This is a genomic window from Pseudomonas sp. GNP014 (assembly GCF_054344005.1).
Genome location: NZ_JBTGUS010000001.1, coordinates 5,612,745 through 5,624,974, shown reverse-complemented (window position 1 = coordinate 5,624,974; position 12,230 = coordinate 5,612,745). Strand labels below are relative to the sequence as shown.

Here is a 12,230-nt window from a genome sequence, read left to right as displayed (position 1 = left end):
GGCCAGTTCACTCGCTGTTTTTGTTTGGGCGCGAAGGCATATTTTTGCCTGAAATTCTGAGCTTTGTCAGTAACTCAGTGACAGCGGCCCTACTGTCACTGAGTTCACCCCCCCCTCAGTTGTTACTGGTGGGAGGCATTATATTGAACAGGACCACGGCACCATCCGCGCGGGTAAGGGATGGCGGGCCTAAAAGCTTAATGAAGTCCTTGATGAGCGCGTCAGCGCCATCGGTGTATCCGCGCTTATCGATATAAATGGCAGAAAATCCCATCTTTCGAACCGCGTCGAGTTGCTCCGATGCTGACTTTTGCTCAAGCGCTCGATAGTACAGGTCACCCTCACGCCCTTTCATCCCGCCAAAGCTCCAGCGCAACTGTTCAGAGTTGAAAAAGGCCGAGCTTAATGAGTAAACGGATAACAGGTTCTTAGGACCGGATTCTGGGAATCCGAAGTAGGGGAGCTGGTAGATAGCAGACTTTGCAGGAAGTTTGCTCTCTATCTCCTTGATGAACCCTGAGTCAATATCATAGGTCGCAAATGCACTATTCACAATTGTGCGGTAGGACACTGGGGTTTGGTCAAGGAAGCCAATTATTAATATTGCAGCGGAGAGGGCCAGTGGCGCGTATTTCAGTTTTAAGAGTTTTTTACTCTCGTTGAGTGCTAGCGCCAGTGCCAGCAGGCAGCCAAAGTTGACGAATATCGCTATGCGATCCCAACCCCTGATGGCTGGTGTTACCAGCATCGCGAAGACAACGCTAAAACCGCCCGGTGAGGCTATGAGCAATATAGCCAGTACGGCGATTGCAGCGAGGCTTTTCCGTGGATCGACACCTTTGCCCGCAAGAGCCTGGCAAACAGTAAATATCGCTACCAGAAGCCCCAGTATGCCGACAATACCAACCGATGATGTGGTGTTGGAAAGGGGGAACGTACGTTGATAAGTACGAGTGTAGTCAGCAAGGGCGGCGATTCGGTGATCCGGTTGGGGCAAGAGCAGGTGAATCGTTTTCAGGCTGAACAGTTCAGATTCCTGAGCAAAGCGCTGAGCGACTTCCGGATTCGCTTCACGAGTGAAGCGTTCGACGATATTAGGTGCAAGATTGGCCAGTACCCCTATGAAAATGACTAGGGTAAATAGTCCGCCTGTGATAATCGGCTTGGCACTGTTGCCACGAATACTGCCGTGAATTGCGCTGACTATCAGCAGTATTGCTCCAAAGAATGCGAAATAAACTCCAAATGAACTGAGAATTGCGGCGACAAAAAACAACGACAAAATACTGCTGATTTTCCTCGGGTTAAAAAGCTCTTCCCCGGCTGAAATCTTGTGACCGTAGTAGAAAAAGAGTGGAACGCTGAAGTACCAGGTGTAAAAAAGGTGGCCATAAAAGAAGCGGGCAAAATGGAAGGGGGCAAAGGAAAAAAGCATGGCAAAGCATGCAGCATAAGAGCGGTGAATCTGAAAGTATCTAAGAACGGAAAATGAGACTAGAAACGCTATTGGAAAGCTCAACAGGAAATAAAGATTTACGGCGGATACAGCGGACCCGCTGATTTTCCCCAGGATTTTCAGTATCAGGAAACTTCCAGCGTCAGAGCCGGGGTAGTCCAGGAAATTCGAGCCAAAGGGGAATCCGCTTCGCGGATTATCAAATATCCAGCCTTCAATGGCTCTTTGTGCTAGCCAGTCGCTCGCCAGGCCATCGCCTGAATAGATGTAAGGCTTGTCCAGAGATATTGGCAGGAAGTGAGGCCAGCCAAATAAAACGAGGCATGCAAGCGCTACAGAGGCCAGGCTCCCGGCGACAAGGCACTTCCACTCTTTGCGACATACAGATAATAGGTTGCTCCGGTTCATACAATTCACTTTGTAGAAAAACTGTTGGGGGTGTCAGGCGGTGCCGTCCTTTCACCGTGATGCTTTAAAGGCTGGGGAGGTAATCTCGCCGTGGCGTACCCGGGAAATCGTATTCAATTCAGGCGAAGAGGTAATGACCTCTTCGCCTGAATTTCAAGTCGTGGGCTCGATCTGCGCTGACAGCTAGTCAGCGGCTCTGTTTGACGATCTTCACCCAGTCCAGTCTGGCCGAGAGGCCGTAGTAGTTGTCGTCAACCTCAGAAACGAACTCGATGACGTTTTTGCCGGTTTTGAGCAGGTCGGGATTCAGATCCCCTCCGAAGCCGCCGTCCGCATTCCATTGCACCGGAATCGAGGTGCCATTTACCAGTACCTGCATCCCGCCACGAATTTTTTCGTTGGCGAACGCGTTGAACAAGCCGCTGATGCTGTAGGCGCCGGGCGTTGGCTGCAAATCAAAGATCAATGACGCGCGAGGGGCATTTTTCCAGACTGATGAGGTGTGGGAGAAGCGTTTGGCTTCCCATTCAGTATTGCGCCAACCTGAGCCGGATATAGGTGCATCGAGGCTCCACCAGCGGCCGAAATCGTTGAGGTACTCATCCTTGTGTTCTTGGCTGCGAAATTTGAAGAAGTCGAGCCAAGGTGTCGTATCGGTCAGGCCTCGCAGGCGCGCGGTGATTGGCAGCGTGTTCGAAGCAAGATTGCGGCGATAGGTCTCCAGCTCCGGGCTGACGGGCGTTATTTTCCCTTGACCAACTACCACGGTGACAACCTCGGCATTAGAGAGCTTTTTGCTTGCTTGTTGCGGGGTAGGTTCGATGCCCGGGCCGCCGGTGGGGGTTGGGTAGTCGAATGTCCAGCCATCAGCGGTTTGTGTGCATTTTCCCTTGCGTAATAACGAGTCTGACTGTTGCCATTCGCCGCTAGGCATGTAGCAAACCTCAAGTGTGTCTACCGGTTTTCCATAGATATGGAAAAGTACAGACGAGAGGTTTGGATTCAGAAACATCCAGTCATGGTTTAGTTCGTTAGAATAATCAAGAATGATCAATGTTTTATTGGCGGCATTGCCATTAAAGTTTTCGACAATGTCCCTCAGTACCGTTTGTTGTCTTTTCGAAATATCGATGTAGTGCTGGAACTGAAACAACTGGGCAGCCAGGCCGGTGTAAAAAAGGATGGCGGCCAGGACAGCGCTGGTGATTTTCGAGTAGCGATCAACCGCAACCAGCAGCGCCAGGAAGAACAATGTTGCGCCAGGCGCCGCGTACAGGAATGTCCGCTGGCTCACTGACATGTGGGCAAGGTTGAAGATGAAAGGCAGGTAGCCCAGGCAAATCAGCAAAAGGCCAACGACGATCATGCGACTCAGCGTGGACCAGCTTCTTCCGCTTTCATCTGCTGTAGTCAGGGTAGTCGACATGCGGGCGACGCACTGGATCAGCGCCAGTAACGCCAGTGTGGCGATGGCGAGATACCAGTAGCTGCTGATTTCGGTGAGGGTAATCCTGATGGCATCGATCCAGCCGCCGACAATGCTGTGCCCCAGGCCCAGCGTGAAAATTTTGCTGTAATGGCTTTTCAATGACGTCAGGGCACTGTCACCCACCACTGCGCCTTGATAAGTCTGCACCAGTGGCGCTGTGTGGATGACGTAGGCAATGTAGGCGAGGGCGCCGGCGGCCCAGATTACGTACTGCGCAAAAAAGCGTTTGATGTGTGGAATCAGTCCCTTGAAGCCGAGTTGGATGAAGATCACCAGCGCTGGCGTGGCTGCCAGCAGCAGCGAAACTTCATACATTGCGCAGCCGGCAGCCAGCAGCAGGGTGGCCAGGGTACTGAGTGCAAAAGAGCGCACCCGGCTAGGCTGATCAAGTGCCTGTAGAAAGACGACGCTCGCCAGCAAGACCAGGCTCAAGGCCCAGTTGATGTGAATCGATCTGAACGACAACTGCATGGTGTCGGCCGGGAAAACGATGACCAGAATACTGGCCAGCATGCCCCACTTGAGTGCGCCAGTGACTCGCGTGGTGATGACGCTGAGCGACCAGCCTTTGATCACCAGAGCGATGATCAGCAATACGTGCCAATAGTTGAACGTGTCGGGATCAAGAAAATAGCCCACGGCGTGTGGGAAGATGGTCAGCGGGCGCAACGCATGCGCTGGCATTGCGCTGGATACATCGGTCAGGAAAAACACGCCGATTCGGCTGAACAGTCCAATGACGCCCCATTCTTCGAGGAGGCCGGTCAGTGCGAAACCAAAAGGCAGCCACATGAAGAATACTGTCAGTATCGCCGGCCCCAGATGGGCCAGCCAGGTCAGCGTTTTTCTATGCCGTAACGACGACGTCGGCGTGAACGCCAGTTTAGAAGATGTCATGGGGCGCCTGTTAATCCTTCGCGGGCTTTGTTTTGTGAGTTGCCTTAAGAACGATTTTGTTTAAAAGGTAACTTGAGGGTAGGAGCAGCAAGATGACGAGAATCGGGGCAATCGCCTTGTGCAGGTGCAAGTGCTCGACCAAAAGGTTAAGGAGCAGTGCGCCAAAAATGTATTGCACAAGATAAATGGTCGGATAAATGAGCATGCCAAGCAGCGAGTGTTCGACCTTGAATACCACTTTTGAGTTGAAAAAGTAGGCGAAGACGATCCCGGCCACGTAAGCAATTGCATAAGCTATCTGATAGTCGATCAGATAACTGAGCAATAAATAAAGGCAGTAAGTCAGTCCGGTATTAAGTCCGCCGCCGATCAGAAAACTGATCCAGCGGCGAACTTGCGGATTGTTTTTCAGTGTATTCACAGTGGGGATTTTTTTGCGGTCAGCTTGGTGAACTCTGAATAGTCACGGATGTAGTCGTCCGCTTCGTAGTAGTCGGAGGTGAACACCAGCAAGACCGCGTCTTCAGAATATTTGTACTGAATGCCCCAGATCAGTGGTGGCAGGTAGATGCCTTTGTTCGGGGCGTCCAGCATGACTTCTGCACGGTTGGTGCCGTCATCCACGACCACGGCGCAACTGCCTTTCACGCAAATCAGAAACTGGTGGCATTTGTGGTGAGCGTGCTCGCCACGGGTTTTCTGGCTTGGAACGTTGAAGACCAGGAAGTAGCGCTTGGGCGTGAAGGGGATTTCCTTGTGGAATTCACCGACGGAGAGATCGCCACGCATGTCCGCGATGTATTTGAAGCGGTGAGTGGTGACATCGCCCACGCCGAGGCGGACAACTGCGTCTTCCTGCTCTTGCGGCTTTTGTGTCGGGGTTTTGCTGGCATCGCTGGAGGCGGAATTTTCCACGTAGCCGGTGATGCGCGCCGGAGAGCCGGTAACGATGGCGTACGGTGGCACGGATTTGGTCACGACCGCACCTGCGCCAACCATGGCGCCGGTACCGATGGTGATGCCAGGCAGAATCACTGCGCCGCCGCCAATCGAGGCGCCGTCCTGGATGACTGTCTGCGAGAACGACTCGGGGTAGACCTTGGAGCGCGGAAACTTGTCGTTGGTGAACGTGGCGTTCGGCCCGATGAACACGTCGGAGCCGATGCGCAGGCCGTCCCACACGTACACACCGGATTTGATGGTAGTGCGATCGCCGATGACCACATCGTTTTCGATCAAGGAGTGCGAACAAACGTTCACGTCGTCGCCGATCACTGCGTCCGGGAACACCACCACGTACTGCCAGATGCGCGTGTTTTTACCGATGTTCTTGCTTTTTACGTCAGCGCTGGCATGGATGAAAGGCTCAGACACTTGGGTTCTCCTTGTTATCGAGTTTCATGCAAACGATCGCCAGAGGCCGTTGTTTGCTGTTTTCGTAGGCGCGCCAGGCATATGTGCCCACCAGGCCTATCCCGAGTAGATTCAGTGTGCCGAGCAGCAGCACCACCGACATGGTCGCGGCATAACCTGGCACTTCAATGGCACCTGACAGTTTTGCAACGATCACCATCAAGCCGATAAACAGCGAAATCAGCGAGCCCATCGCGCCCATGCGCGTCAGCAGGCGGATCGGGTAGTCGGTGAACGCGAACACGCTGTCCATCATGTATTCGAGTTTTTTCTTGAAGGTCCAGGCCGACTTGCCTTCGAGTCGGGTCTGGCGCTCGTACTCGATAAACTTGCGGCGAAAGCCCAGCCAGAAAATCAGGGCGATCAGCGACGAGCGCGATTCGTTCAGTTGCAGCAGTTGTTCGCGGAAGGCTTTGTTGCAGCCGAAGATGTCGACGCCGCCCTTGGGCATGTCATGGACCACCAGGCGGCGGTACAGGCCCCAGAAAATCGACGAGGCCATGCGGCTCGAGAGCGGATCCTGGCGGGCATTGCGGGTGCCGATGGCGACGTCGCACTCATCGTTGGACAGCGATTTGAAAAAGCTGATCAATAGCTCGGGCGGCTCTTGCAGGTCGGCCGCCATCACTCCGAAATAATCGCCTTTGGCGGCCATCAGCCCGGTACGAATAGCGGGGAACGAACCGAAGTTTCGCGAATGGGCCAGCAGTTGGGCCGAGAAATGCATGCTGCCCAATGCCTGTTTGAGCAGCAGGAACGAGTCGTCAGGGCTGCCATCCACCACAAACACCACCTCGAGCTGGTTCTCGAGCGCGGTGTTCATGTCCGTCAGGGCCTGGATCAATCGGGGAATCGAATCAGCGTTTTTATAGACGGGAACGATGACGGAATATCTCATGCAGTCCATCCGTTGACTGCGGTGATCACGTTGCTGACTTCCTCGTCGGTCATTTCCGGGTAGCAAGGCAGGGTCAGGATCAGCGAAGCCAGTTGTTCGGTATTGGCCAGGCTGAGCCCGGCGAACTGCTGGCCGAATACCGGTTGCTTGTAGTCCGGGATCGGGTAGTGGACGTCGGAGGCGATCTGCGCCTCGCGCAGGTGCAATTGCAGAGCGTCGCGCTTCGGCGACTTGATCACATACAGGTGGGCAACCGACGCCAGGCCTGCGTCCTGCGCATGACTGATGTCGCTGTGGCGGATTTCGTTGCGATAGCGCGCTGCAATCTCGCGACGGCGGGCATTGCCTGCATCAAGGTGCGGCAGGAATTCGGACAAAATTGCTGCCTGCATTTCATCGAGGCGGCTGTTACGGGCGCCGTCCAGCTCAACGCAATACTTGGAAGACCAGCCGTACTGGCGCAATTGGGCCACGCGCTGAGCGATGGCCGCAGAGTTGGTCACAACGGCACCGCCATCGCCGAGTGCACCAAGGTTTTTGGTCGGGTAGAAGCTGAAGCTGGACGCATCGCCGAACGTGCCGACGCGCTGACCATCGCGTTCGGCGCCATGCGCCTGGGCGCAGTCTTCCAGCAGCGGAATGTTGTGCGTGGCGCAGTAGTCGGCGATCGCTTTGATTTCCGGTACTGCCAGGCCATACAGGTGGGTCACGACCACGGCTTTGGCGCCGGCCTCGATAGCCTGTTTGACGCCGTCCAGGGTGACGACGTGGGTGTGCAGGTCGACATCCATGAACACAGGCGTGGCGCCGATGGCCAGCACTGAGGTGGTGGTGTACATGCCGGCGTTGGCAACAGTGGCCACGGAGTCGCCTTTCTCGATGCCGAGCGCCTTGAGCGCCAGTTCGATGGCGTCGGTACCGTTGGCGACGCTGACGCAATGACTGGCGTTCAGGTATTGCGCAAAGGCTGCTTCAAAGCGTTTGACTTCCGGCCCCAAAATCACCCAGCCGCTGGCGACCACCCGTTGCACCGAAGAGTTAATTTGCGACTGAAACTTGTCTATCTTCGCTGCAAGGTTGTTGATTTGCTGCATGGGTGCTCTCCATTTCGAAGCAAAAAGCGTCTGATATCTGATTTTTTGGCGGTGTTAGCCGAAATTCTGCATGAAGGGAAACTGAAATCCTAAATCAGGAAAGCGCTCTGATCCCTTTTCCGCACGGATTCTATCTGTACCCTGAGCCCGCTCCAACCAGCAAAGTGCATTTAGAGGAAGTTGGCTGTTTTAGCGATGATGTTGCCGCGCATTTGCAGGCGGTGTGCGAGAAGTGGCTAACCCGGCGTCGATTCAATAAACTGCCCCCCTCAAGCCGTTCTCCCTTTCAATCTTCTGACCTGCGCGGCAGAAACGGGTGATCGCCACTTTACGAAAGGACTGGCTGCAGTCTCTTTGCAGCATTCATTTTTCCCAAGGGACGCCCGTGAGCACCAAGACATTTCTGGTAACTGGTGGCAGTGGTTTTGTGGGGCGGGCACTGATCAAGCAACTGGCGGCGTCAGCGCAGCGATGCGTGGTTGCCCCGGTGCGACATAGGGAGGCATCCCTTGCGCCGGGCGTGCGTCAGGTTCCGTGGGCCGGTCTGGGGAGCGGGGAGGACCTGACTGAAGCCTTGCAGGGCGTCGATTGCGTCATTCATGCCGCGGCACGGGTCCACGTCATGAACGAGGCGGTCGCCGATCCGCTGGCAGCGTTTCGTCAGGTCAATGTCGAAGGCACTCTGGAACTGGCGCGTCAGGCCGCAGCGGCGCAGGTCAGGCGTTTCATTTTCATCAGTTCGATCAAGGTCAACGGTGAAGGCACGCCACCCGGCCGTGCGTATACGGCCGACGACGTGCCGGCGCCAGTCGATCCTTACGGGATTTCCAAGTACGAGGCTGAGCAGGCTTTGCTGGCGCTGGCCGGGGCGACCGGGATGGAGGTCGTCATCATCCGTCCGGTGCTGGTCTACGGACCCGGCGTCAAGGCCAACTTTCTCAGCATGATGCGCTGGCTGGAACGCGGGGTGCCACTGCCATTTGGCGCTGTCGACAACCGGCGCAGCCTGGTGGCTCTCGATAACCTGGTCGACCTGGTGTTGACTTGCACTGAGCATCCGGCTGCGGCAAATCAGGTTTTCCTCGCCAGTGACGGCGAAGACGTGTCGACCACGCGCTTGTTGCGCTCGCTGGGTGTGGCGCTGGGCCGGCCCGCCCGCCTGCTGCCGGTGCCGGTCTGGCTGATGCGTGGCGTTGCCCGTTGGCTGGGGCGTGAGGCGCTGTCGCAACGGCTCTTCGGTTCGCTGCAGGTCGATATCAGCAAAAACCGCCAACTATTGAACTGGGTGCCTCCGGTCACCTTCGATCGCGCCTTGAGTCTGACGGCGCAGCATTTTCTGGATACTCGCCAAACATGAAGTACGGATGGTTCATCGCGTTCATCGCGCTTCTCTCCCTGGCGCTGACCTGGGCTCTGCGTCATTACGCACTGTCGCGCAGCCTGATGGATATTCCCAACGCTCGCAGTTCGCACTCAGTGCCAACCCCGCGTGGCGGTGGGGTGGCAATCGTCCTGACGTTCACTCTGGCGCTGGTGTTCCTGTGGTGGCGGGATCTGATCGCGGTCTCGCAATTCTGCGCGATTGCCGGGGCCGGGGCGCTGGTCGCCGTGATCGGTTTCATGGATGACCACGGCCACATCGCCGCGCGCTGGCGGCTGTTGGGCCATTTTGTTGCGGCTGGCTGGTTGCTCGTATGGCTGGGAGGCTTGCCTGCCCTGCAGTTCGCAGGCGTGGTGGTTGATCTGGGCGTGGTCGGCCATGTGCTGGCGGCGTTTTACCTGGTCTGGCTGCTCAACCTTTATAACTTCATGGATGGCATCGACGGCATCGCCAGTGTCGAAGCCATTTGCGTGTGTCTCGGTGCCTGCCTGCTTGGCTGGCTCGGCGGCTGGCCGCAACTGGTCTGGGCACCGCTGTTGCTGGCGGTTTGCGTCGGTGGCTTCCTGTTCTGGAACTTCCCGCCCGCGAGGATTTTCATGGGCGACGCCGGCAGCGGCTTCCTCGGCATCGTGCTGGGAGGTCTGTCGTTACAGGCAGCCACCCAGAGTGCCGAGTTGCTGTGGGGTTGGCTGATTCTGCTGGGCGTCTTCATTGTCGATGCAACATTTACCCTGTTTCGGCGTCTGTTGCGGGGCGACAAGGTGTATGAAGCGCACCGCAGCCATGCCTATCAATATGCCTCTCGTCGGTTCGGCAGTCATCTGCCCGTCACTATGGCCGTTGGCGTGATCAATATGTTCTGGCTGCTGCCTATTGCTGTCGCGGTCACCCGTTTCGGGCTGGACGGCAGCCTGGGCGTCATTGTCGCCTATGCTCCATTGCTGGGCCTTGCAATCAGGTATCGCGCAGGTGAGCTCGAAAAAAGCTGAACAACAACCCGGTAACAGATTTGTCATTTGGGTTTAAAGTGCATGGCATTCAAGCGGATCGACCACGGGAATACGGCAGTTGAAGGGAGGAGACTGAGTGTTTGAAGAACTGATGGACAAGGTCCGGGAGCGGCTCGTCGCGCTGCCGAGACGACGCAAGCGTCTGATACAGGTGGCGACGGACATTGTTCTGGTCTGGGCCGCCCTCTGGCTGGCGTTCATCGTCCGTCTGGGCATTGATGACATGTATAACCCCTTCAGAGTGCACTTCTGGCTGTTTGTCTGCGCGCCGGTCGTGGCCATTCCCCTGTTTATCCGTTTCGGCATGTATCGGGCGGTGATGCGGTATTTCGGTAACGATGCCCTGATCGCCATTATCAAGGCTGTCAGTCTGTCTTCGCTGATTCTGGCGGTCGTCGTGTACTGGTACAGCAACCACGAAGCCGTGGTTCCTCGCTCGATCATCTTCAATTACTGGTGGCTGAGTATGGTCATCATTGGCGGCCTGCGTCTGTGCATGCGCCAGTATTTCATGGGCGACTGGTTTACGGCGGCTCAGCATGTGCCATTCACCAGTCGCGAAAACGGTTTGACCAAAGTGGCCATTTACGGTGCCGGCGTCGCTGGCAACCAGTTGGTGGCGGCGCTGCGCATGGGCAAGGTCATGCGGCCGGTGGCGTTCATCGACGACGACGCCAGCATTGCCGACCGATCAATCTCGGGGTTGCATGTCTACAAGCCCAAGCACATTCAGGAAATGATCGACGTCACCGGCGCTCAGGAGATCCTGCTGGCCCTGCCTTCCTCCACGCGGGCCCGGCGCCGGGAGATCCTTCATCTGCTCGAAGGCTTTCCGCTACACATCCGCAGCGTGCCGAATTTCACTGACCTGGCCAGTGGCAGGGTCAAGGTCGAGGATATCCAGGAAGTGGATATTGCCGACTTGCTGGGGCGTGACGCGGTGCCCGCACAACCGGACCTGCTGCAACGTTGCATCAAGGGCAAGACGGTCATGGTCACCGGTGCCGGTGGTTCGATCGGTTCGGAGCTTTGCCGACAGATTTTTGCCTTGGGGCCGACCACGCTGCTGCTGTTTGACCACAGTGAATTCAATCTCTACAGCATTTTGTCCGAGCTGGAGCAGCGTGGATGCCGGGAGTCGGTAGCTGTGCATCTGCTGCCGATCCTGGGGTCCATCCGTCACCCGCACAAATTGCTCGACGTGATGAAAACCTGGCGTGTCGATACCGTCTATCACGCTGCCGCGTACAAGCATGTGCCAATGGTCGAGCACAACATTGCCGAAGGCGTGCTGAACAATGTGATGGGCACGCTGAATACGGCGCAAGCGGCGCTGCAATCGGGCGTCGCCAATTTTGTGCTGATTTCCACCGACAAGGCTGTCCGCCCGACTAACGTGATGGGCAGTACCAAACGTCTGGCCGAACTGGTCCTGCAGGCATTGAGCCGCGAGATCGCCCCGGTATTGTTCGGTGACAAGGGTAACGTGTCGAGGGTCAATAAAACCCGTTTCACCATGGTGCGCTTTGGCAATGTGCTGGGCTCCTCCGGCTCGGTGATCCCGCTGTTTCACCGGCAGATCAAATCCGGCGGCCCGTTGACCGTCACCCACCCGAAAATCACCCGCTATTTCATGACCATCCCCGAAGCGGCGCAACTGGTCATCCAGGCCGGGTCGATGGGGCAGGGGGGGGATGTGTTCGTACTGGATATGGGTGAGCCGGTGAAGATTGTCGAACTGGCGGAAAAGATGATCCACCTGTCCGGTTTGAGCATCCGCTCCGAGCGTAATCCCCAGGGCGATATCTCTATCGAGTTCACTGGGCTGCGCCCGGGCGAGAAACTGTATGAGGAATTGCTGATCGGTGACAACGTGGCGGCGACCCCGCATCCGATGATCATGACCGCCAATGAAGATCACTTGCCCTGGGAAGTCCTGAAGGCGCGGCTGGGTGATTTGCTCGCGGCGGTCGAACTCGATGATTATGCTCGTGTCAGGCAGCTTCTGCGCGAAACCGTCAGCGGCTACACCCCCGACGGTGAAATCGTTGACTGGATCTATCAGCAACGTCGTCTCGAACCCTGATTGTTTCACATCCTGTAACGCACGCATTTTTGACATGGGCGCACCATGACCTAAGTTTGGAGAGCAGCTTCGGAAAAGCTGCTTTCTCAAACGATGAT

Annotated in this window: 9 protein-coding genes; 3 read left to right on the top strand and 6 right to left on the bottom strand. The window is 56.3% G+C overall.

Annotation, left to right across the window (positions count from 1 at the left end; translation table 11 throughout):
* Positions 1–115: 115 nt before the first annotated feature.
* The 6 genes from ACXX9E_RS25240 to ACXX9E_RS25215 all read right to left on the bottom strand — a co-directional run bounded on the left by ACXX9E_RS25240 (position 116) and on the right by ACXX9E_RS25215 (position 7,655).
* On the bottom strand, positions 116–1,864 hold the full coding sequence (locus tag ACXX9E_RS25240; RefSeq protein ID WP_458556379.1) for a DUF7024 domain-containing protein: 1,749 nt from the start codon (positions 1,862–1,864) through the stop codon (positions 116–118).
* 187 nt (positions 1,865–2,051) lie between these two features.
* Complete coding sequence (locus tag ACXX9E_RS25235; RefSeq protein ID WP_458556378.1) at positions 2,052–4,250, bottom strand: hypothetical protein; 2,199 nt, start codon at positions 4,248–4,250, stop codon at positions 2,052–2,054.
* 10 nt (positions 4,251–4,260) lie between these two features.
* Positions 4,261–4,671, bottom strand: a complete 411-nt coding sequence (locus ACXX9E_RS25230; protein ID WP_225931032.1) for a GtrA family protein — start codon at positions 4,669–4,671, stop codon at positions 4,261–4,263.
* Positions 4,668–5,624, bottom strand: coding sequence for a WxcM-like domain-containing protein (locus tag ACXX9E_RS25225; RefSeq protein WP_324287517.1), 957 nt, complete (start codon positions 5,622–5,624; stop codon positions 4,668–4,670). Before ACXX9E_RS25225 ends, ACXX9E_RS25230 begins: the two co-directional genes overlap by 4 nt.
* The gene (locus tag ACXX9E_RS25220) at positions 5,617–6,561 is read right to left on the bottom strand and encodes a glycosyltransferase family 2 protein (RefSeq protein WP_458556377.1); all 945 of its coding nucleotides are present in this window, start codon (positions 6,559–6,561) and stop codon (positions 5,617–5,619) included. Before ACXX9E_RS25220 ends, ACXX9E_RS25225 begins: the two co-directional genes overlap by 8 nt.
* Positions 6,558–7,655, bottom strand: coding sequence for a DegT/DnrJ/EryC1/StrS family aminotransferase (locus ACXX9E_RS25215; RefSeq protein WP_336347373.1), 1,098 nt, complete (start codon positions 7,653–7,655; stop codon positions 6,558–6,560). The genes ACXX9E_RS25220 and ACXX9E_RS25215 overlap by 4 nt, the downstream gene beginning before the upstream one ends.
* Before the next feature lie 385 nt (positions 7,656–8,040).
* Between ACXX9E_RS25215 and ACXX9E_RS25210 the strand changes: the two genes are divergently transcribed.
* From ACXX9E_RS25210 to ACXX9E_RS25200, 3 genes are all read left to right on the top strand, one after another.
* Positions 8,041–9,012 carry a UDP-glucose 4-epimerase family protein gene (locus ACXX9E_RS25210; RefSeq protein WP_458556376.1) on the top strand — a complete coding sequence of 324 codons (972 nt, stop codon included), beginning with the start codon at positions 8,041–8,043 and terminating at the stop codon, positions 9,010–9,012.
* Complete coding sequence (locus tag ACXX9E_RS25205) at positions 9,009–10,025, top strand: MraY family glycosyltransferase (protein WP_222832338.1); 1,017 nt, start codon at positions 9,009–9,011, stop codon at positions 10,023–10,025. Before ACXX9E_RS25210 ends, ACXX9E_RS25205 begins: the two co-directional genes overlap by 4 nt.
* A 112-nt stretch (positions 10,026–10,137) precedes the next feature.
* Positions 10,138–12,132 carry a polysaccharide biosynthesis protein gene (locus tag ACXX9E_RS25200; RefSeq protein WP_123467306.1) on the top strand — a complete coding sequence of 665 codons (1,995 nt, stop codon included), beginning with the start codon at positions 10,138–10,140 and terminating at the stop codon, positions 12,130–12,132.
* Positions 12,133–12,230 lie beyond the last annotated feature (98 nt).

Excerpts from the sequence above, each read along its gene's own strand:
- ACXX9E_RS25240 (WP_458556379.1), bottom strand. The coding sequence starts at position 1,864 with ATGAACCGGAGCAACCTATTATCTGTATGTCGCAAAGAGTGGAAGTGC.
- ACXX9E_RS25235 (WP_458556378.1), bottom strand. The coding sequence starts at position 4,250 with ATGACATCTTCTAAACTGGCGTTCACGCCGACGTCGTCGTTACGGCAT.
- ACXX9E_RS25220 (WP_458556377.1), bottom strand. The coding sequence starts at position 6,561 with ATGAGATATTCCGTCATCGTTCCCGTCTATAAAAACGCTGATTCGATT.
- ACXX9E_RS25215 (WP_336347373.1), bottom strand. The coding sequence starts at position 7,655 with ATGCAGCAAATCAACAACCTTGCAGCGAAGATAGACAAGTTTCAGTCG.
- ACXX9E_RS25205 (WP_222832338.1), top strand. The coding sequence starts at position 9,009 with ATGAAGTACGGATGGTTCATCGCGTTCATCGCGCTTCTCTCCCTGGCG.
- ACXX9E_RS25200 (WP_123467306.1), top strand. The coding sequence starts at position 10,138 with ATGGACAAGGTCCGGGAGCGGCTCGTCGCGCTGCCGAGACGACGCAAG.